Origin of the sequence: Shewanella sp. NKUCC06_TVS (assembly GCF_019345515.1) — a bacterium.
GTDB classification, from domain to species: domain Bacteria; phylum Pseudomonadota; class Gammaproteobacteria; order Enterobacterales; family Shewanellaceae; genus Shewanella; species Shewanella oncorhynchi.
This window is the reverse complement of sequence record NZ_JAHKQX010000001.1, coordinates 387,114-409,404: the sequence shown is the minus strand read 5'-3', so window position 1 is coordinate 409,404 and position 22,291 is coordinate 387,114. Positions and strand designations below refer to the sequence as shown.

The 22,291-nt window shown below is 46.7% G+C and carries 19 protein-coding genes; 9 read left to right on the top strand and 10 right to left on the bottom strand.

The window, feature by feature from the left end:
• Positions 1 to 90 precede the first annotated feature (90 nt).
• From KO531_RS01635 to KO531_RS01595, 9 genes are all read right to left on the bottom strand, one after another.
• Complete coding sequence (locus KO531_RS01635) at positions 91 to 621, bottom strand: DUF4303 domain-containing protein (protein ID WP_219250214.1); 531 nt, start codon at positions 619 to 621, stop codon at positions 91 to 93.
• 122 nt (positions 622 to 743) lie between these two features.
• The gene (locus KO531_RS01630) at positions 744 to 1,217 is read right to left on the bottom strand and encodes an NTF2 fold immunity protein (RefSeq protein WP_131525690.1); all 474 of its coding nucleotides are present in this window, start codon (positions 1,215 to 1,217) and stop codon (positions 744 to 746) included.
• 185 nt (positions 1,218 to 1,402) lie between these two features.
• The gene (locus KO531_RS01625) at positions 1,403 to 2,689 is read right to left on the bottom strand and encodes an acetyl-CoA hydrolase/transferase C-terminal domain-containing protein (RefSeq protein WP_212600061.1); all 1,287 of its coding nucleotides are present in this window, start codon (positions 2,687 to 2,689) and stop codon (positions 1,403 to 1,405) included.
• A 169-nt stretch (positions 2,690 to 2,858) separates the two neighbouring features.
• Positions 2,859 to 3,995 (bottom strand): ABC transporter permease, encoded by a 1,137-nt coding sequence (locus tag KO531_RS01620; RefSeq protein WP_219250213.1) that lies wholly within the window; start codon positions 3,993 to 3,995, stop codon positions 2,859 to 2,861.
• Complete coding sequence (locus KO531_RS01615; RefSeq protein ID WP_219250212.1) at positions 3,985 to 4,941, bottom strand: ABC transporter ATP-binding protein; 957 nt, start codon at positions 4,939 to 4,941, stop codon at positions 3,985 to 3,987. The genes KO531_RS01620 and KO531_RS01615 overlap by 11 nt, the downstream gene beginning before the upstream one ends.
• Entirely contained in the window at positions 4,938 to 5,948 is a 1,011-nt protein-coding gene (locus tag KO531_RS01610; RefSeq protein WP_219250211.1) for an HlyD family efflux transporter periplasmic adaptor subunit, read from the bottom strand. Before KO531_RS01610 ends, KO531_RS01615 begins: the two co-directional genes overlap by 4 nt.
• The gene (locus KO531_RS01605; protein WP_131525685.1) at positions 5,948 to 6,649 is read right to left on the bottom strand and encodes a TetR/AcrR family transcriptional regulator; all 702 of its coding nucleotides are present in this window, start codon (positions 6,647 to 6,649) and stop codon (positions 5,948 to 5,950) included. The genes KO531_RS01610 and KO531_RS01605 overlap by 1 nt, the downstream gene beginning before the upstream one ends.
• A 185-nt stretch (positions 6,650 to 6,834) precedes the next feature.
• Positions 6,835 to 7,182, bottom strand: a complete 348-nt coding sequence (locus tag KO531_RS01600; RefSeq protein WP_113938914.1) for a hypothetical protein — start codon at positions 7,180 to 7,182, stop codon at positions 6,835 to 6,837.
• Between the two features lie 594 nt (positions 7,183 to 7,776).
• Complete coding sequence (locus tag KO531_RS01595; RefSeq protein ID WP_131525684.1) at positions 7,777 to 7,977, bottom strand: hypothetical protein; 201 nt, start codon at positions 7,975 to 7,977, stop codon at positions 7,777 to 7,779.
• On the opposite strand from KO531_RS01595, the gene KO531_RS01590 reads away from it, so the two are divergent.
• From KO531_RS01590 to KO531_RS01550, 9 genes are all read left to right on the top strand, one after another.
• Positions 7,976 to 8,833 (top strand): hypothetical protein, encoded by an 858-nt coding sequence (locus KO531_RS01590; protein WP_028760548.1) that lies wholly within the window; start codon positions 7,976 to 7,978, stop codon positions 8,831 to 8,833. The genes KO531_RS01595 and KO531_RS01590 overlap by 2 nt on opposite strands.
• A gap of 11 nt (positions 8,834 to 8,844) precedes the next feature.
• Positions 8,845 to 10,173, top strand: coding sequence for a DUF4785 domain-containing protein (locus KO531_RS01585; protein ID WP_219250210.1), 1,329 nt, complete (start codon positions 8,845 to 8,847; stop codon positions 10,171 to 10,173).
• Positions 10,174 to 10,605: 432 nt separating this feature from the next.
• Positions 10,606 to 13,833 carry a winged helix-turn-helix domain-containing protein gene (locus KO531_RS01580; RefSeq protein WP_219250209.1) on the top strand — a complete coding sequence of 1,076 codons (3,228 nt, stop codon included), beginning with the start codon at positions 10,606 to 10,608 and terminating at the stop codon, positions 13,831 to 13,833.
• 20 nt (positions 13,834 to 13,853) lie between these two features.
• The gene (locus KO531_RS01575) at positions 13,854 to 14,231 is read left to right on the top strand and encodes a DP-EP family protein (protein WP_219250208.1); all 378 of its coding nucleotides are present in this window, start codon (positions 13,854 to 13,856) and stop codon (positions 14,229 to 14,231) included.
• Positions 14,232 to 14,373: 142 nt separating this feature from the next.
• Positions 14,374 to 14,559, top strand: coding sequence for a hypothetical protein (locus KO531_RS01570; protein ID WP_346345238.1), 186 nt, complete (start codon positions 14,374 to 14,376; stop codon positions 14,557 to 14,559).
• A 255-nt stretch (positions 14,560 to 14,814) separates the two neighbouring features.
• Positions 14,815 to 15,843 (top strand): diguanylate cyclase, encoded by a 1,029-nt coding sequence (locus KO531_RS01565; RefSeq protein ID WP_219250265.1) that lies wholly within the window; start codon positions 14,815 to 14,817, stop codon positions 15,841 to 15,843.
• Positions 15,844 to 16,034: 191 nt separating this feature from the next.
• Positions 16,035 to 18,629, top strand: a complete 2,595-nt coding sequence (locus tag KO531_RS01560; RefSeq protein WP_219250207.1) for an FAD-binding protein — start codon at positions 16,035 to 16,037, stop codon at positions 18,627 to 18,629.
• Positions 18,630 to 18,734: 105 nt separating this feature from the next.
• A complete protein-coding gene (locus KO531_RS01555) occupies positions 18,735 to 19,613 on the top strand; it encodes an EamA family transporter (RefSeq protein WP_219250206.1) in 879 nt (292 codons plus the stop codon).
• Between the two features lie 119 nt (positions 19,614 to 19,732).
• Positions 19,733 to 20,257 (top strand): lipocalin family protein, encoded by a 525-nt coding sequence (locus KO531_RS01550; protein ID WP_106650068.1) that lies wholly within the window; start codon positions 19,733 to 19,735, stop codon positions 20,255 to 20,257.
• A gap of 187 nt (positions 20,258 to 20,444) precedes the next feature.
• On the opposite strand, the gene KO531_RS01545 is transcribed toward KO531_RS01550, so the two are convergent.
• Complete coding sequence (locus KO531_RS01545; protein WP_219250205.1) at positions 20,445 to 22,037, bottom strand: ABC-F family ATPase; 1,593 nt, start codon at positions 22,035 to 22,037, stop codon at positions 20,445 to 20,447.
• Positions 22,038 to 22,291: the final 254 nt, after the last annotated feature.

The following is a 22,291-nucleotide window of genomic DNA, read 5'->3' as shown; positions in this document are numbered from 1 at the left end:
ATTATTTAAGAGAAGATTAAGCGTGCCCGCAAGTAGCTGCATTCGATTTACAATAGACACACAGCCAAATTAAAACAATAAATTTGAGCACTACGACAAGGCTGGTGACATCACAATATCCGATACATCTTCGTCATGGTCGATACTAAAGGCCATAAAACCATCGATTTTAGGGATCGCTTGATAGACTTCAGTTTGGGTAAACAACACTAGACATTCGTTAAACACTGCGCGTATTTGCCGTGCTATCTCCTCCCACTCACTAAAGTCATCCTCGGGTAAGCTCTGTTGAATCGTCTGCAACTCATCCTCTGAAAGCAGGTAACATGTACTAAAACATTGATACTCCCAGTCACCTGTATTGAATTTAAGTTCTTGGATAGCCTCAGGGCTTTGGTATGACTCAGCCCATTCCCCAGACTGGTAATAGGCCAATCGCTGCTGAAAATCTGCCTCTGTATTAAAACAAAGATTTAATTCTGCGTATTCAGCATGGGTGTCAAAAGCAAAGGCATAAAAGGTTTTATCAGGATGAGCTAATAAAAATTGCTCAACCTCAACCGTTGTAAACCGCAATGTCTCGGCTTTGATTCGAGCAATAAGAGCATTATCTAATGGCATAAAGATGTTCCATTTATACAATATTTTTTGTGTCTCAGTGCATCACTTAAATTAAACCGACGTTACTAAACTCAATGCTTTAGTCATTTTTTACTAACGTCAAGCATTGAGATTAAGCTGAATTAAAGGATTTGTACGCTCCATTTCTCATTGCCATAGCGACGATTTTTATAGCTATCGATACGCCATTCATCGGCTTTTTTGAGAGCAATAAACAAATACTCATCTTCGAAGTTAGTGTTGGTTTTAATATAAATTTCGGCTCTGCTTTTATTTTTTAAAGTAATTTGCACTTCAAGAGGATGAGCGCAACCATTAAATTTTGAAGGAAACCCGAAGGAATTACGCACTTTTCCGCCGTAAACGCGCTGTTTTTCGGTGCAAAAATCGTCAAATAACGGCGCTATTTGCTCATTCAGTAAAGCAAACCAATCGGTTTGCTTCGCATAATGGAATTCAGCCACTGGCAATTCCTGCCGTAGCTTATCTTCTTCGGCAGTTCTTTCGGTATAGAGGGTATTTTCGATACTGTTCCAGCGCGTACAAAAAGATAACACTTTCTCTGTTAAATATGCTTTTAATTCAATATCATCCATTTAAATTATTGACTCCTTTATTTATAAGTCTGTCGGTCAAACCCGCCAAGAGTTTATACCATATCGGGACAGACGAATGACTCTTTACCGCGATTAAACGACGTATTAAAACCAATCCTTTACGCTCAAACGAGCTTGCACCACTGCAAACTCGGCAGCAAGCCATAACACCAAGATTTACAATGCTATAGATTTAATCCCCACACCTCAAAGGCATCACGACTTAATTGTTCCCTAAAATCTGGGTGAGCAATGGCGATCAGCGCTTGTGCCCGTTCGCGCAGTGAACGGCCGCGTAGATTGGCGGCGCCGTATTCGGTCACAATGTAATGCACATGGGCCCGAGTGGTGACAACCCCAGCGCCAGGTGATAACACGCTTGCAATGCGAGAAAGCGTTCCCCCCGCGGCAGTGCTGGGCAGCGCAATCACAGAACGACCACCTTCAGATAACCCTGCTCCGCGGATGAAATCCATCTGGCCGCCAACACCGGAATAGATTTTAGTGCCAATGGAATCGGCACACACTTGGCCTGAAAGGTCGACCTGCAGCGCCGAGTTAATCGCCATCACATTGGGATTTTTACGGATAATGGCCGTGTCGTTAACTTGCTCTATGTCCATAAAGATGACCGCAGGATTATCATCAACATAGTCGTATAATTTCTGGCTACCCAGGGCGAAACCTGTGACGAGTTTCCCCGGATAAAAACGCTTCTTGCTGTTGTTAATCACGCCCTTTTCAACCAGTTGTAATATACCGTCAGAAAATAGCTCTGTGTGGACGCCTAAGTCTTTATGTTCGGTTAAACAAGACAGCACGGCATCGGGGATCGCTCCTATACCCATTTGTAAACAATCGCCATTACGCACCAATTGGGCAACATTTTTACCGATCGCCAAACTCACCGCATCCCCCGTCGCGAAGGAATGAATGGGCAACGCCGCGCTCTGCTCATACACAGCGGCAAAACGGTCGATATGGATAAAGCTGTCGCCATGGGTTCGCGGCATTTGTGGATTAATATGAGCGATGATCTTACCCGCGACTTGGCAAGCTGCGAGCGTTGCTTCAACCGAAATGCCTAAGGAACACATGCCATGCTTATCGGGTGGCGACACTTGGATAATTGCGGTATCAATTTTTTGCTCGCCGGAACGAAATAACTTAGGCACTTCAGACAGGAAAATCGGCACATAATCCGCGTCACCACTTTGCAGTAATGCCCGCGTTGGCAGCCCACCGAAAAAACATCGATGGCGTAAATGCCCCTGTAAACTGGGATGGCTTAAGGATTCGGCGCCTTCAGTATGTAACTGTAACAGGGTGAGATTTTCTTTGGTGAGAGCATGCTGCGCCAACGCATCTAATAAAATGCGCGGAGTGGCGCCCATGGAATGAGTCCACAGCGTCTCGCCGCTTTGAATTAAAGCAACCGCATCGAGCGCGCTATGACAAATGATTGGAGGCATAATGAATTCCCTTCGCTAAGCATGATGGCGGCAATCGCCCTAGCGGCAGTGTAAGGGATATCCTAATTAAGCAACATCGATTTCAATGGCTTAGCGCGACTGTTTACTGATAATTTGCGCTATATCAAAACTCGGCACTTTGCCCTTGATGATGAAACTCAGTACAGGGTTAATCCAAGCGCTTCGAAAATCTCATACTGGCAATCAATAACCCAATACAAGTAAAACCTATCATCCACAGGGCATCAAATTGCAGATCCATCACTTGGGCATCGCGCAGCACTATGGCCCGTGACATGCGCATAAAATGGGTTGCGGGTAAGGCTTCGGCAATCCATTGCGCCGCGATAGGCATGGCTTCGTAGGGGAACATAAATCCCGACAAGAGAATCGATGGCAGGAGGATAAATACCGTCATCTGCATCGATTGCAACTGGGTTTTCGCTATGGTCGAAATCACTAATCCTAAGGTTAAACTGGCGCAAATGAACAACATAGCAGCAAGGGCGATAGAATCAAGCCCGCCGCGAATGGGCACATCGAACAACAGATGCCCTGCGCTCAAGATAATGGTCACTTGCACAAAGCCAACCATCACATAGGGCACGATTTTACCCAGCATCAATTCCAGCGGCCGTACTGGCGTAGTGATCAAAAACTCCATATTGCCCTGCTCGCGCTCACGCACTATGGCGGCGGAAGTAAACATCACCATGGTCATAGTCAAAATCACGCCCAACAGACCGGGCACTATGTTGACCACAGAACGTTGTTCTGGGTTGAAATATTGCACCACTTCAAAACTCGGCATCGCCGTTTTTAGTGCTCTTCCTGCGACTTCATCCAGTGGCATTTGCCTTAAGCTACGAATAGTTGAAGCGACAACCGTATCTGAACCATCCACCAGCCATTGGCCAGCGGGTTGTGTGATATAGGACTGCGCTAAATATTGCTGACCCACAAAGCTTGGGTGACGCACTAAGCGCTCATCAAGATCGGCGGGCAAATACAGCACAGCTTTGACTTCGCCGCGAGTGATCGCCGCCTCAGCCTCGGCTGCACTTAAATAACGCTGTTTAAAATCTACGACCTGCGTTGCTTCCACCGCCTTAACCAGTGCGCGACTGTAGGCAGAATCACTCAAATTAACTAACCCAGCAGGCAGATGGCGAGCATCGGTATTGATCGCATAACCAAACAACATTAGTTGCACTAACGGGATCATGATTATCATGCCAAAGGTCATGCGATCCCGCGACAACTGCCGCAGCTCTTTGACCACAATCGCAAAAATCCTACGCCACATGGTCAGTCTCTCCCTTGGAAACCCCAGCCAAGCGCTCGCCAGTACAAGTGACAAACACATCTTCTAAGCTAGCGCGCACTTCTTCCATCGTCCGGCTGGCAACTCTTGGTTTAAGCCAAGCGAGCGGATCTTCAATATCGCTGCGCACTAACACCCGCAAACGACTGCCAATTTGCGCCGCCGACAATACCGCAGACTCGCTGATCAGTGATTGTTTTAAAGTGCGTAAGTCATCCCCTGAGATCTCAACCACCCGAGCCCCCATCGCCGCCATCAACTGCTGGGGTGAACCGTCGGCGCGTTTTATCCCCCGCTCTAAAATCGCAAGACCATGGCAACGCTCGGCCTCATCCATATAGTGAGTCGACACAAGTATCGTGGTGCCTTGGGCACAGAGATCGAATAAGCGTTCCCAAAACTCGCGTCGATTTTCAGGATCGACCGCCGATGTCGGCTCATCGAGGAACAATAATTCGGGCTGATGTAAGGTCGCCGCCGCTAAGGCCAAACGCTGCTTCTGGCCGCCACTCATGGAGCCCGCCATTTGTTTTTCTCGGCCAACTAAATCGTATAGCGTGACTAACTCGGCTATCCGCAGCTTTGATGCTCTGCGGTTAAGGCCATAAATTTGCGCGACAAACTCTAAGTTTTCCCGCACCGAAAGATTGTCGTACAGGGAGAATTTTTGCGTCATATAGCCAATGCGGCGGCGCAGTTTTTCCTCGGCGCCGGGTAAGGTTTCACCCAATACGCGGATATTCCCCGATGTGGGACTCAGTAAACCAGTCAACATGCGAATTGAAGTCGATTTTCCGCAGCCATTGGGGCCGAGAAACCCATAAATAGTGCCCTTGGGAATGGCGAGGTCGAGGTTTTCTACCGCATTAACACCACCAAAGGCGCGGGTCATCCCTTGGGTCTCAATAGCAAAATCAGCGCTTTTCATGGCTGCTCCACTTTTTGCTGCACTCCTTGCAGCACATCGAGTTGCAGCACATCGAGTTCAACTTCTAATGCCATGCCAGTAGGTAAGTCCTGATCTGCGGCGGAAATGGTGATATCGGTCAAATACATTAAGCGCGCTCGATCACGTTCATTCAGCGCATAAAATGGCGTGTAAGCAGGTTGACTGCGAATATTGCGCACAGTGCCAGCAATCGGTATCTCGCGGCCATCTACAAGAATATTGACGCTATCACCTGCCTTCACTCTGTCTAACCAAGTCGCGGGCAGGTAAACCCGCACATAGGGATCCTCGCTCGCCAGCAAACCAATCAACTGGGTGCCTGCGGCAATGCGATCGCCGACTCGCCAAGGCAACATATCGACAACGGCGTCACGCGCCGCCACTAAGCTCAAGTCGGCTAAGGCTTTTTGTTCGATGGCAACACTGGCGCTGGCGGCGGCCACCGCTGCTTTGGCTTGTTCTAGCTGCTCACTACGGGTGCCATTTTCTAGTAGTCGCAGGCTTTGCTGCGCCTCGGCTTGCTTGGCTAAACTGGTATCCCGCGCTGCACGGGCGGTATCTAAATCCGCTTGGCTCAGCACTTTGGTGGCATACAAACGGTTAGTACGCTCAAAGGCACGCTGCGCTTCCTTCACGCTGGCATTTGCCCCGTCGAGCACGGCCTTGGCGCGTTCGATATCTTCTAAACGCGCGCCAGTCACCGCCTCAGAAAGTTTAGCTTTAGCCTGTTCAAGCTCGGCTTGACGCAGGGCAAGGCGCGCATTGGCCGAAGTCGAATCGAGCGTGAGTAGCACTTCGCCCGCCTTAACCTGCTGACCTTCAACCACATTTACCTGAGTAATCAACTCACCCACGGGCGCGGTCAGTGTCAGCCTGTCACGCTCGACTGTGCCAAGCACTCTGGGCGGCGCTTCGGTGCAGCCGACTAATAGCAAGATCACACAACCCACACTCACGTGCGTAAGAATTTTAAAATTCACACCCATTACGACTTCCTCGGTTCACGCAGTACACCTTGGGTAAAAACCTGCATATTGTGCAGCGCTAAACGCTGTAAACCATCAGCATCGGCACTAAAAAAACCGAACTGACGCATTAACACCGGTGGCGCAATAAGCGGAAAAACCATCAGACTCACAAAACTGAGGCGTACTAAATCGGGATCTAATCCCTCCTTCAATAGCCCCGCATTGACTAATGTGGATTCGAGCCATTGCCGCGAGAGGGATAAAATTTGCTCAAAAACAGACAACATAATGCGATAGGGTTCTGAGCCATCGCCTTCCTGTAACACCCGTATAATCAACCGTGGCAATCCCAGGTTAGGTGCCATAACGCGATAATATGTCTGCATAAGTTCACCCAAGTTATTAGGGGCATCCGCAGCGGATATTTCGCGAAAACGCGCTAATACGGGCTCAAGGGTTTCCCGCACCATTTGTTCGAACAAGCCCGCTTTTGAACCAAAATAATAACGAATAAGCGCGGCATCAACCTCGGCTTCGCGGGCAATTTCACGGGTAGAAACGCTGGGATAACTGCGATGACTGAAGAGACTTAGGGCTGCGATAATTAAGCGTTGGCGGGCATCGGAATCCCCTTTCGGACGACCAGGAGTCTGCGGCTGTGATTCAGTTTGGGCGGTAAATGGCACAACCCCCTTTGGGCGACCGGGAATAAGCGACATGGCAAGCTCCAGCAAAATTCATCTATTGATGAATATACTGAAAAGCCGCGTAAAAAGGCAGCAGTTAAATTCCTCATTTTCATTGATATTGAGGAATTTAACCCTAGCACTGCAAGGCTAAAATTTGAGTACCGTTCAATCGAAAAATTAAGCGGCCTTCTATTAGATATTTATACAGTAAAAGCTTATGCGCCTTTCACTATCGCACTCAAACGGGTAATGAATTGCTGTACGGCTTCAACTGTGTCAAAACTAAAGGCAAGGCCATAGTGGGTTTCGGTCAGACTCTTATGCAAACGTTTGGGGAAACGTGTCATCTCGGCATTGTGGAAATAGTCGTATTTGGCATGCACGCCTGCAATAGTGGCAAGTTCGCCGGAAAAGACTTCGAATGCGGGACGAATAATCAAGTTTGGTGATTTACCGTCGAGGTGTAAATAGAAAGCCTCTTTGGTTTCTGGGAGCATGTATTCAGTAATGTTTTTTATGGTGAAATTAGTGCGACATTGCAGTCCACTTAAGCAACTCACCATCTTATTATGTTCTATCGCCAAACTTATTCTCCCGTGTTTGTTGTCTATTTAGATTAAACCTGCCCATATCGCGCTACTTTTTCTACTCCCAGTCAATCCATGGCTCAGATGACTGATTAAGATAAGAAGAATATCATCTCGGCAATGTTGGTTCTTATCCCGTTTATCCCACTTTACCTCAGCTCAGCCTAATCGGTTTAGTCTTTAAATGCACTAAAGTGATACCCATATCCCAGAGTAAATGGGCGAGTTTGAATTATTTATCACAAAAAACCTTTATATACAGAACGATAAACCGATTAACTCAAACGCTAAGTGGGTGTCACAGAAAATTCTTTTGTGTAAGCAAATCGATATTTCAAACACGATAAAACACAACTTAGTTTATTAGGTATTGCTTATCATCAGGTTACCAACCTTTAGTTTGACATTAAAACGAACCGTTCAAAATGCGACCCTGCGATTGCATTTTATAATGATTGTTTTACTTGCCAGCTTAAAATGTTGCGTCTAGGTTAATAACCTTGAGTTAAGTCCTGTTGATAATGGCGAAGTTACGGCAATCACATTTGATGCCAACGTAAACTAGCGCATTCACGTTATCCCGTCGTATTCAGGCCTTAAGTCATGTTTTACCCAAAATGAGTAACCCGCGCTTGAGCGCCTATAAACCGAGCCATGCCAGCCGATTTCAAGCTTATTTACGGCAAATCCTGCATTAACTGACTTGCCCTGAACTGTCGCAACGGACTGGCGGCCACAATCAACAAGACCAACAACACGAGATATAGCCATGAAGATCAAAAAAGCCCTCATGCTCTTGGGTCTGTTCGCTGTCAGCCCAGTCACGTTAGCCGCAACCGGAGTCGCCTTTATCCATGGTACGGGTCACCAGACCAATGCCTTAGCCGATTACTGGACGCCCGAATTTGTTAACTCAGTGCGCCAAGGCATCCCAGTGCCAAACAATTACACAGTGATCAACTGCGACTTTGACCAATATATGTGGGAAGAAAGCGCCGCAGGTTGTCTGGCCACGCAGCTCAATAGCTTTATCCAAGCCAAAAATATCGACGACTTAATTCTGCTGACCCACTCCAATGGTGGCAACGTAGTGCGGTGGATTTTATCTAACCCTACGTGGGACAGCCGTTATCCTGCAGTGATCAACGCCACCTCAAAGGTTATCGCCATCGCGCCTTCCAGTGCTGGTACGCCGCTGGCCGACGCGGTGAACCAAGGTAATGTGTTCGAAACCAGCTTAGGCTGGCTCTTAGGCTATGGCAGCAACGCGGTGAAACAACAGCAAGTCGGTTGGATGGCAAACTACAACAACGCTTGGCTTAATGGCACAGCGGGTCGCCCATCGCTGGGTAAACCCTTCGAAGTCGTGGTGGGCTCAGATGTTGATTCCGCCATTTGGGACAGCGACAGTTACTGCGCGGGTTATCAATACCAAGTCGCGCTCGAAACCACCCAAAACTGGCTCGATAGCTGCTCCGACGGCTTCTTAAATTGCAGCTCACAAAAGGCGGCTGGCACTGTCTGGTTTACTGATAAACAAAAGACCCGTGGCCAAGAGCCCTTAAGCCATCAGCAGAGCCGTCGTACGTGTTTCAACTTAGACACGCTGATCCGCAACCACATTTAAGGAGCACTAAGATGCACACACTCAGCAAACTTGCCAGTGTCTTGGCGCTAAGCGGACTGCTTGCAGCCTGCCAAGATGAAGCCACACCCATAGATCCCAAAACCAATGCCAGCCCAATGTACGCCAAAGGGTTAACCCTAGCCGCGCCGAGCGATACCGATTTAGTCGATAGCAATATTGCCAGCCCAACACTCACGCCCATCAACACCAGTACGGATTACATTAGCTTTATCACCCCGCTGTACGGTGAGTATCAAGCGAGTATGCTTAAGCTTGAGCAAGCCAGCCAAAGTGACGAGTATTGGGTCAATGTAACAGGCGCACAGCTTAATGCGGGCGTGGGCCTCACCATGAGCCAAGCGTCGAGCTTAGTGCGCATTGCACCTCGGGGCGATACCCGCTCTGGCGCCTTAATGCATGCAGAGGCTATTGCCCCTGAGCGCGTACAAATTCAGCGCGTTACCCCTAATCAGTCACCCCAAGGCAAAGCAGCCAACAGCAGTGGGATAAACACCAATGAGTCACTGGTTAAATCAATGGTCAACGCCGATGCTTTGGCTAGCGCAGGGTTAACCGATGATTCCAGTGCGCTGCAAATGTCGGCGAAGGCCACACCGGGCGAATATCGCCTGCAGGTCAGCCAGCCGTTAACACCGAGCGCCAGCTACTTAGTCAATGTGAAGGAAAAAGGCTCGCCCTATCAACTGAGCGTCAAAGCCCCCACTGCCATCGCGGCGGATGCACAAACCCTTGGGCTTGAACTCGCACTCAGCCAAAGTGATAACACCTTTGTGCCACAGGCAAAACTCAAGCAAGCCGATGGCAATATACAACTGCTGGCGATGGTAAAACAAGGGGAGACATGGCAAGCGGTGATCCCCGCGGGCGTCGCACTTTCGAGCAGCAATGCAGGTTTCAGTGAAATTGAAATCACAGTGCAAACCCAAGTCGATGGCCGACCTGTGCAGCGCACGGTCAAATCTGTCTTTAAGTCCTATGTCAATTCGGCGAGCATCAAGCCCGAAGTGCTCACGGTTTGGGATAAAGGCTTGCCTAACCAAATCAACTTTGAGTTAACTGTCGCCGAGGCGGGACGTTTTGGCTTAAGTGGCACGTTAACGGGCACCAGTGCCGAAGGTCAAAAGGTGGCGATTCTACGCACCCAAGCGGCCAATTGGCTGACCCCAGAGTCGCCGAAGTTAAAGCTGATGTTAGATCCTAAGCTTATCCAAGCCTCGGGTTTACAGCCGCCCTTCGAACTCAATGAATTAGAACTGCAAGATCAAGGTCAAATGGCCAGATTAAGCTATCAAGCCAAGGCACTAACCTTAACGCGCTAATTCAAAGGGACCAATGTTAAGGGGCTAACGTTAAGATACTTAGCTTAACGTGCTGATAAGTCAGGCTTGTTAGCCTTAAGTTCATCTCTAATACCAAGTGCCCAATCACGGGCACTTTTTTATTGTTGATCTTTTGCAATCGACACCTAAAAGCCATCACCTTATTTAACATCTAGCGCAAAGCACAAACTGTTGACAGAAAAATGACAAGCTAAAGACTATTTACCACACCTCACCCTGATAAAATTTACATTGATTATCAAGGGTTATTCCTTTTAAATAACAATCATCAACGGCATAATGTCAACGTCTTGACATCAGACCTTTGAATGACAAGCATAGATCTTTATAACAATACGTATAACAATAAGAGTGACTCACGGCGCAAGTTTTTACCGTGCCATGGTCAATACTCAATAAATGGACATCGTTATGAGTGACAGCACATTTTTCTTTGGTGAATGGCAAATCAATCCCAGCGCCAATAGTCTGCTCCTTGGCAAACAAGTCAAACAACTTGAACCCAAGGCGATGGATGTGCTGCTATTTCTCTGTCAACGGGCGGGCGAAGTCGTCAGCAGTGATGAAATAGTCAGCCACTGCTGGCCAGGTGTAGATACCGGCGACAATCCACTACACAAGATTATCAATCAGTTACGTCGAGCATTAGGCGATAGCGCCACAGAACCCACCTATATAGAAACCATACGCAAACGCGGCTATCGCACCTTAGCCGAAGTGCGTTTTCCTATCGGACACCAAGCCACCGCCAGCCCACAGAGTTGGCAAGGCGGCTCGCCCTTTCCGGGACTGCAAGCCTATAGCGCTAATTATGCCGAGGTGTTTTTTGGCCGCAGTGAACAAATCAGCACTTTGCTTAACCGGATAAGCCAACAAATCCTGTTTGGCCGTGCCTTCTGCCTGATCTTAGGTCCAAGTGGCAGCGGTAAATCCTCCCTGATTAATGCGGGTGTTGTGCCCAATTTAATGAAGGGCGACGGCTATAACGGCATTGGTGTCGCGTCATTCAGCAGCTTAGATTTTGCCGATGTGAGTAAAGGGCAACTACTCACCGATCTTGCCAGTGCAATGCTCGACTGGGAAATCAACGACATCCCAGTATTCGAAGGCATGAGCGCTGAGACTCTGGCGATTCAACTCGTCGAAGATATCCAAAGCGTGATCAATCAGTGTACCCAAGCGCTCAAGGCTAAACCCTTTTCCAATCCGTTTTTTGCCTTGTTTATCGACCGATTAGAAGTGTTGCTCTCATCACCGCTATTTAGCGATACCGAACGAACCCAGTTCATAGAATTATTGGAACAACTCGCCACCTCAAAAGCCGTGATTATCATCAGTGCCTGTCGCAACGATTTTTATCCTTTATTGGTCAATTACCCAAGCTTAATGGCGGGTAAAGCCCGCGGCGCCCACTTTGACTTAGCGCCGCCAACACGCACTGAGCTATTACAAATGATCCGCCTGCCCGCGGTGGCTGCCAACTTAAGCTGGGAAGTTGACAGCGACACCGCGATGCCGCTCGACGAAATGCTCTGCAGCGATGCCGCCAGTAACCCAGATGCGTTGCCTATGTTGCAATACACGCTGCAAGCCTTGTATTTGCAACGCAGCGCCGACGATAAGTTATTAGTCTCGGTTTATCATGCACTTGGCGGTATTGAAGGGGCGATTGGCAAAAATGCCGAGCAAGCGATTTCCCATTTAAGCGATGCCGAAAAAGCCAGCCTACCGCGGATTTTATCCCTGCTAGTGACTCTGCGTGAAGATGAAAAGTCCATCACCAGCCGCACCGCTCGCTGGTCACAACTACAAAGCACCGCTGAAACCGCCCTAGTGCAAGCCATGGTCGATAGCCGCTTATTCGTGTCGCATCTGCAAAATGGTGAACCCTGTTTTAGCATCGCCCACGAAGCACTTTTACGCCGTTGGCCGCGGGCAACCGCTTGGATTAGCGAGCATAACGACAGCTTAAGCATTAAGAGTCGCCTACAGCATTTATCTAAGCGTTGGCTCAGCGAAGCCAAACACAGCGCTTATCTGCTCGCCGACGGCAAGCCGTTGAAAGAGGCCCAAAGCCTCAGCCAAAATCCGTTATTCGATTTAGACGATCCCGAAACCGCCTTTATCGCAGCCTCCAGCAAACGCGCCAATATGCTGCGCTGGACGAGGCGCCTAACCGTCGCCCTGCTGTGCGTCCTCACCTTAACCTCCGTCATTATGAGCGTGCGCAGCATAGAGGCCGAAAAACTTGCCCTGCAAAAACGCCTCGCCGCCGAAGATTTGCTCGGCTTTATGGTGGGTGACTTCGCCGACAAGATGCGCGGCATCGGCCGTATGGACTTACTCGACGGGATCAGCAATAAGGCACTGGAATATTTCACTGATTTTTCCAATAAAGAGGATGATGCACACTTAAGTTTTGACGCCCGCTTCCAACACGGCCAAACCTTAGAGGCCATGGGGGAAGTCGCCTATTCGCGCAATAAAATCGATGAAGCCCGCAGCGCATTACTCGCGGCGCAAGAAAAAATGTTGCCACTGCTCGAATTGCAGCCGGAAAACTTAGCCCTACTGAAAACCTTAGGTGCCAATGCCTTTTGGTTAGGACAGCTTAAGTATGATGTGAGTGATTGGGCGGCATCGCGCCCCTTCTTCGAGCAGTACTTAGCCTATAGCCAAACTATGTACGCCCTTGCGCCCGAAGATAAAGATGCGCTCATGGAACTTTCTTACGCCCATAACACTTTGGGCTCAGTTTCGATGAAGCAACAGGAATTTGCCAAAGCACAACAAGATTTTGAAGAGTCGCTAAGGCTTAAATTGCTGGCGTTGGCTAAAGCGCCTCAAGATAGCCAGCTGATTGCGGATATTGCGAATGCACGTTCTTGGTTAGCGAGTGCGGCAGTGTCACAAGGTGATGTACTTTCAGCCATACAGATCCACACTCAACTCCAACAAGAACTAAGCAATAACATTAAACAGCCATATATATTAGATAGACTAGCAGCCAGCCATCAAATTCTTGCTAAGTTATACGATTATCAAGATCTACCAGAACAAGCCCTAAGACAAACCCGACTTGGTTTGGAAGCAATATCAAAAGCGCTAGAACAAGATCCTAAAAACGATATTTGGACAAGACAAAATTACTATTTACACTTCAATCTTCTAGCATTTGCACGCACTGATTCTAATGAGATTACAAGATTAAAATCTTTACTAGATTCAGATATTGATTTGAATTCTTCATCGAAGAGAGACGAAGTGTATGCAAGCTATTTTCTTGCATCAGCACAACACTTACAACGACAAGGTAAGTTTGATAAAAGTATAGAATATGCTGTGCTAGCAAAAAATGAATTTCTTAAGTTATCAAAAAAATTCAATCAAAATATTAACTTCATTTCAAACTTATCGGAAAGTATTCTATTTGAAGCTAAAACGGTCAAAAATTATAAAGCCAAGCATGAATTATGCAACACTTCAAAATATTTACTATTACCTATAGTAGAAAAAGATAAATCACCAAATTTCACCATTCATTATGTTAAAGCCCTTGACTGCCTTGGCGAAATTATAAGCGATGACAATCTTAAACATTTACTATTAAAATCTCATATAACCAATACCAAATTTTAACCAAAAGAAAGGAAGTTAATATGTTCGCACCACAAGGCTCGGCTCAATTTATTAAAGTCAATGTTAATCTAGAAAATGGCGAACCTGTATTTATTTATACAGATGCTAATGGTGAACAATGCCAAGGGGATGTGACTATCACCCAAGCTGGTACTGTTACCTACTTGCTAAATGATCAAACAGGAAAAGGTTTAAAATTTGTTGGGGTCGGCTTTGTTACCCCATTCGATGATATTGTCGATGCGGTAACCATCAGCAGCGATGGTATGTTAGTACAACTCGTCGACCTAGATAGAACGTCGGGAACTACTAAGTTCCAATTTGTATTGAGCAATACTACTAATACCTTACTGATATTAAGTCCTGATCCAGAAATTATCAATCGTCCTCAAAACTAATCGAAATGCCCAACCTTTAATCGGGCTGGGCAGTTTCTACACCCGAAGAAAAGGGGAAAAGCGGGGACAGCCATGTCTTTTTGTGCTTTGTCCCCTCTTATACTAGCCTTTACATTATCTTGATTGCGTCTGTTTGGAGCAGATGATGACCCCGGCCAGAAGAATGCTTATCGATGCTAATACAACGCCCTTCTATCATGTGATAAATCGCTGTGTCAGAAGGGCTTTTCTGTGCGGTGAGGATAAACTCACAGGCCGCAGTTATGAGCATAGACGTGACTGGATTGTCGATAAAATCAAAGCATTATCCACCATCTTTAGACACTAAAATCCTTTGCGCTTGCCGCTTAATAGCCAAAAATCCACTCATGGGTACCGCTCTTTCAACTTAGCCATGCCCCAAAACCTCGCACGTTTCAGCTAAACCTGAGAATTTACCGTGAGAAGATTAAATTTAAAACCTTTATAAACAATAGATTAAATCGGAAGGTAAGCAGAAGGTATCTTTTCTTTGCGAAGAATAAAGTCATCATCAGAAAAGCGCTTAGCGCAGATGGCATTAGGTTCACGGAGAATGATAACAATGACAAGCTCACCTAAACTGACACGTTCACAACATCCATTATCACTTGTGGGTGAAGGCAATGGTTCACAGTGTACTGCGCAGCAAGGCTTGGTCGAGCCCGCATTGCCGTTAACCTTCTTCGAACATGCCTCGATTGAAACGATTCAACAGTTTATTCAGCATCTGACTGAACCGGTGATTATCGTCAATGCCCAAGGTTACATTTACTTTAGCAATAGCAAAGGTGCTGACTTACTGACATGCCCGCAGGCCAGTTTGAAGGGACAAGATTGGCGCAACTTTTTGACTGAACACCACCACGCTCGCTATGACAATCTGCTGAGCAATGATATTAAATTAGGCAAAAATTGCGGTATCCCAGTGCAGCACTGCGCCGAAGAAATCACCCTCATTACCGCCTCAGGCAAAGCAAAAGATGTTGAGCTTTCCATTTCCTACATCCCCAGCCATGAACCTCTGTTTGTGATGATGATGCACGATTTAACGCAGCACAAAGCGGAAAATCAAAAGCTACGTAAATTGGCCGCCACAGATTCACTGACAGGACTGGCGAACCGCCGATATTTTGATGAAATGCTGCATCACTACTGGGAAGAATGCACAGGTAAGTTGCGCCCGATCAGCGTGGTGATTATCGATGTGGATTACTTCAAAGTGTTCAACGACCAATTCGGCCATATCCAAGGGGATGAATGCCTACGTAAGATTGCCAAAGTGATTGCTGACATAGTGCCGATAGAAATTGGCCTGGCAGCGCGTTACGGCGGCGAAGAGTTCGCGCTAATTCTGCCAAGCCACAATGCCAAAATGGCACTGACGATTGCCCAAAAAGTGCAGCAAGGGATTAATGACCTGCGCTTTACTGAGCAAGGCCTGCGCGACTATGTCTCTGTGAGTGCGAGCCAAGGAATTGCGAGCGAAATCAATGGCCAGTTCCGTACCTCACTTGCCATGCTGTGCGCCGCCGATACCGCATTGTACCGCGCCAAAGCCGATGGCCGTGACAGGATCAATACGTCGCTTTAATACCTATTAATTGGCGACTTGTTTGCCCGCAACTGATTTACCCAAAACTGATTCACCCAAAACTGATTTACTCAAAACATAGTTACCCGCGGCTTAGTTACCCGCAATTGATTAACAACGGGATGAATGACCTCAGTAGCGCTTTACCGCATTGAGGAAAACACGCAAAGCACACGAAAGGACTCATGAATATGGACAAGCTTGAGGCATCAAGAAATATACGGGCAGTGATTGAAAAAAGCTTACCCGTGAGCACGTCACCCCTTGCCATATTTACTTACCAGTGTTGGGTAAAAACCAGCGCGGGTGGGCGTGTGTTCCATTATAAAACCGATCGAGAAGATACCTATTTTGCGGTGGATATTAATTCACTGGGACATATTGAATGCGTGATTAATACCACCTTACTGCGGGTTGAGGCAATTTCAACCTTAGGTGGACTCAACGATGGCCAGTGGCACTTATTGTCTATCTGCCATGAATACCATGAAATCAATTGTTATGTGGATGGTGAAATTACCCATACACAACTCAATAACCTGTCACTGGTTGCCGACAATGAGTTTTTAATTGAAAACGTGTCATTACCGAATCATCGCGATACACATTTCGATGGTGAAATATTTGGCATCACCTTGCTCAATCGATTATTAACCCGAGCTGAAATCGTTGACTATTACCGTAATCCAGCGCAACAAAAATCGATTAGCGAAAATAACCTCTACATTTATCAGCATCAAGATGCACATAATATTCGTGGTGAAAACTTTATCCCACTTAAAAGACAAAAAGTGCTGCTGGTCATATTTAATGATACTGAACATCAATTCATAAAAACCACTGCGGATAGCAACACCTATAATCAACAACTGCCTAAGATTATTCCGCCCCACGAACGCCGAGCCTATATTATTGAATGTAACTATAATACTTGGCCCAATTTTAGTTATTTAGTGAATTACACGGCGAGTAATCAAGCGGATATTACACTCAATATTGAAGTGTTTAAATCGCTGACGGCCTATCGCTCTAATATTAAAGTCACCGTCGCAAATGAACTGGAACGGGATTGTTTGATTATTCAATCGACCGAAGAAGAATTAAGTGCTGAAGTGCGTATTAGTGAAAACTTAGTGATCACTCAAGCCAAAAACTTTGTTAATTTCATCAATGAAGTTCGCGCACACATTCCGGCCGATAATATTATTACCGGTGGCCATTATTATAGTGAGCAGCAACTCTCGGTCAGCACAGGTAAGCAAATGATTGCCTATCAACAGGCTTGCCAACTGTTCAACCGCAGGTTACAAAAAAAGCCACTGGCGATCATCAAATGCACGTCAACTGAAGAAGTCAAAATCGCCTATAAAGCGGCCATTGATTATAACTTGCCGATCAGCGTGCGCTCGGGTGGGAATGATCACGAAGGTGAAAGCACTGAAACGAATACCGTAGTGTTAGATCTGCTGAAGATGGATAGCCTCACTTTAGATCCCATCACAGGTATTGCGGCCATTGGCCCAGGTAATCGTTTTATCAATCTCACCACAGCCCTTGCCAAACAAGGCGTGATGATCCCCCATGGCACCAGTGGCAGTGTTGCCATAGCGGGATTTATTATGGGCGGCGGCTCAGGACCTTGGACCCGCAAATACGGCATGTGCTGCGAATCCCTATTACAGGCAGAAATTGTCCTCGGCATTGGTGAAACTCAAGTCGTCTCTGTTGCCAATAAACCAGAGTTACTCTGGGCGCTCAAGGGTGGCGGTGGGTTAAGTTACGGCATTGTAACCCGTTTTTTTGTGCAAACCTTTCCACTACCGCCTTGCCTTATCAAGTTTGAATTAGAGTGGAATAGCTACGATAAACAAACCCATGAACTTATTGAGCACACCCCAACTAAAGACATTTTACAGCGCTGGGAAGCCATCATAAATGCCGACAGCACTGGCTGTTTGATTGGCACTAATCTCAAGATTAATGCCAAACATTTACCCGTAGAACAACACAAAACACCCGACATAGACACTGAGTCAATTACGCATAACTGCTTGATGTATGGTTTTTGGGAGGGCAATTCCGCCAGCCTACACCACTTTATCCAGACACAATTTAATGAATTTGGCCTAGTCCCCAATGATATTCGCATCGAGGGTATGGGCGGACTCACCAAAGCTTACGGTGAAAACTTAATGCCCAGTTGGGAAAGGGAATCTTTTCATCATCTGCAAGCTGACTTGCAAGGCATAAGCCGCTCACCGACGCCACCCGATTTGGATGAGCCCGCACCCCATAAAGTCACCTCGCGCTTAGTGAATCAAACGGGCCTGAGGGACGGTTATAAGCCACTGCTTGAAAGCTTAACCTCTCGCTATGTGCTTGAAGGTAATCGCCAATTGGGGCTATTTACCTATGTTACCCTTGGCGCTATAACTGGTGATTATTATCGCACTATGGGCGAAGAGCAAAAGAGCCGCAGCGCCTTCCCCTACAAGGACAGACAATATACGATTCAATATCAAACTTGGTGGAATAACGCCCTGCAAGAGAAGCAACAATTGCAGGATAGCCAAGTGTTTACCCGCATTAATCGTGCGCTCGATTGGATTGATGCCAGCCGAAACTATGACATCCCCAACACCTCGGGCGCTTTTATCAGTTTCAAAGATAAGGCCATTCCTACAGATGTGTACTTTGACCACAATTACGCTGCGTTAAAACGGATTAAGGCGGCCTACAGTCAAGATAGCTTTAACCATTTCCGCTCACGTAAAAGCATTATTTAGTTAATACATCGACATAGCCTAGGGTGAGTTTTTAAGGCAAAATCGACGCCGTCCACAGGACGGTGTCGCCCCTTAACTCTCTGTTCACTCTGTTGTAGGTTATCTATGCCAAGCTCAGCTTTAGCTATCATTTTTGCCCTATTGGCGGCCATTCTTATGGGCACTATCGGTGTATTAGCGCGCTTTGCCGCCCTGCCCGCCGAGCACATTACCTTCTACCGCTTACTGCTCGGTGCCCTATTTCTATTGGCTTATATGTTATTCACTGGCAAAGGACAGCAAATTCGCCATAGACCGAGTAAGCGTAACTTAGTTAACGGCGCTATGCTCGCGGGTTTTATGGCGTTTTACATTGAAGCCATTCAGTACACCCAAATGGCCAATGTGATCATGATCATTTACTTAGCCCCTGTGGTGTCGGCTATTTTCGCCCATTATTTCTTTGCCGAGAAACTCACCCGCTTAAGCATGGCAAGCGTGGTCGTCGCACTAATGGGTTTTATGTTAATGATCCCAACAGGGCCGCAGCAAGCGAGCAATCACACTGAATTATTAGGCTATTTTTATGCCATACTCGCTTTATTAACCTACTGCGGTTTTATGTTAATCAACCGAAAACCTAGCCTGAGTTCGCCATATCAAAGCACTTTAGTACAGCTTAGTGTCGGCGCTTTGTGTCTACTGCCCTTAGTGATAAATACACCGCTAACGCCAAGTTTGCCGCAAATGGGTTGGTTAATTGCGATTGGATTCTTCCCCGGATTTTTAGCCATTTTGCTGGCGGTAAAAGCCCTGCGCCAATTGCCTGCGGTCACTTTTGGCACCCTCGCCTATGTGGAACCGGTTATCGTAGTGACGTTAGCATGGTGGATATTTGGTGAAAGCTTAAGTCCCATGCAGTTAAGCGGTGTCGGCTTGATTATTCTGGCCGGCATTAGCCAAGGCTTTATCAGTCAACGCAACGCATTGATTACGAGCGGCTAACCAACAACACTTTGCCAAGTAGCTGAAATAATGTGAAGAAAATAGTGTAAGCTCGATAGCGGATTGATTGAACATTGCACTTAAGACGTGCGACTAAGACTTAAGATCAGGAGGTCAAATTGAGAAAGCTACTGTTAGTCATTAGTATATTTTTGCTCAGCGGTTGCTTAGGCATGCCTAAACTGGTTCAACCCGTGAATGATTTTGAGCTAAATAAATACTTAGGTAAATGGTACGAAATTGCACGATTAGATCATTCATTCGAAAGAGGCTTAAGCCAAGTTAGCGCAGAATACAGCCTGAAAGAGGATGGTGGTGTTAGGGTCATTAACCGTGGATTTTCAGCGGCTAAAAATGAATGGAAAGAAGCCGAAGGTAAGGCCTATTTTGTGAATGGGGACTCAGAAGGCTATTTGAAAGTCTCCTTCTTTGGGCCATTTTATGGATCGTATGTGGTCTTCGAATTAGATCATGAAAACTATCAATACGCTTTTATATCGGGACCCGACACAGGTTATTTGTGGCTATTGGCTAAAACCCCGACTGTGCCACCGGAGGTGTTGCAAAAGTTTGTTGAAATGTCTAAAGCCCGCGGCTTTGATACCGACAATTTGATTTATGTGCAGCAAGAGTCAGCGCCCTAACGAGTGCCGCCAATGCGCTAAAATCGAGTGCGCGAAAGCTAATCGCTAGATAAAAAGACAACCAATGGATATAAAAACGCCGCTATGAATCGCGGCGTTTTTATTGATGCTGCATTTAGCTGCACTGTATTTAAATGCATGTATTTAAATGCATGTATTTACACATGCATTTAAATAACAAATAGCGTTAGACTTCAATGCCTTTGCTGGCAAGGAACTCATCGTAAGTGCCTCTGAAATCATTCACGCCTGAGTGAGTGACTTCAAGGATACGGTTTGCCAGAGACGATACGAATGCACGGTCATGACTCACGAAAATCAAGGTCCCTTCGTACATTTCCAGCGCGTTGTTCAGTGATTCAATCGATTCCATATCCATGTGGTTGGTCGGTTCGTCGAGCACTAAAATATTGGCTTTTTGCATGATGAGCTTGCCGAATAACATACGACCCTTCTCACCACCGGACAGCACTTTCACTGACTTTTTAATATCGTCTGAACCAAACAACATACGGCCTAAGATACCACGTACCGATTGGTCGTCATCTTCTGGCTTGCGCCATTGGCTCATCCACTCGAACAGAGTCATTTCGTTAGCGAAATCAGACTCATGGTCCTGTGCATAGTAACCAATGTTAGCGTTTTCAGACCATTGGATAGTACCTGCATCCTGTGGGATATCATGGATCAGGGTACGTAACAGAGTTGTTTTACCAACGCCGTTTTCACCCAGTACCGCAATGCGCTCGCCCACTTCAACAATCAAGTTTAAGTCTTTGAATAGCGGCGTGTCGTAGCCTTTAGTTAGGTTTTCAATCACTAAGGCATTACGGAATAATTTCTTCTCTTGCTCGAAACGAATGAAGGGGTTCACACGGCTAGAGGCTTTTACTTCATCTAACTTAATCTTGTCGATTTGACGGGCACGAGAGGTGGCTTGTTTCGCCTTAGAAGCGTTAGCCGAGAAGCGTGCTACGAAGGTTTGCAGCTCAGAGATCTGGGCTTTTTTCTTCGCATTATCAGACAATAAACGCTCGCGAGCTTGAGTCGCTGCTTGCATGTATTCGTCGTAGTTACCTGGGTAAACGCGCAATTCGCCGTAGTCTAAGTCAGCCATGTGAGTACAAACTGAGTTTAAGAAATATCTATCATGGGAAATGATAACCATAGTACTGCTACGTTGGTTCAACATGTCTTGTAACCAACGGATAGTGTCGATGTCCAAGTTGTTGGTGGGTTCGTCGAGCAGCAGCACGTCTGGATCAGAGAACAGGGCTTGCGCTAATAGTACACGCAGTTTTAAACCCGGGGCGATTTCAGACATCAAACCAAAATGGCTGTCGATACCGATACCTACACCTAACAGCAATTCGCCAGCGCGAGATTCAGCGGTATAACCGTCCATCTCAGCAAAATCCATCTCTAGGTTGGCGACGGTAATGCCATCTTCTTCACTCATTTCGGGTAAAGAATAAATACGGTCACGTTCTTGCTTTACCTTCCACAGTTCGCGGTGGCCCATGATCACGGTATCGATCAGGTTGAATTCCTCATAACCGAACTGGTTCTGGCTTAATTTACCCAGACGCTCATTCACATCTAACGAGACGTTACCGCTGCTAGGGTCTAGATCACCACACAGGATCTTCATGAAGGTCGATTTACCACAGCCATTCGCGCCGATAAGACCGTAACGGTTACCACCGCCAAATTTAACTGAGATGTTTTCAAACAGTGGCTTAGCGCCGAACTGCATGGTGATATTTGCTGTTGTGATCAAAATGAACTTCCAAATCGAGTAATGTTGGCCGAGCCCGCTGGCGCCGCTTTAAATAAGCATAAACCAAATAACGCTATGCCGAAGGGGTAAAAATAAACGTGGCACTATAGCAGTTTGGGCTAAATTATCAACTACCAAGGCGGATCAAAAAGCCAGAGGGAATGCCGAAATCGCCGCACTATGCCTGTATGAGAAGCGTAATTGATTTTACCCTATTGGCTTAGCTTTCAATGTATTCGAGCAGAATGACAATC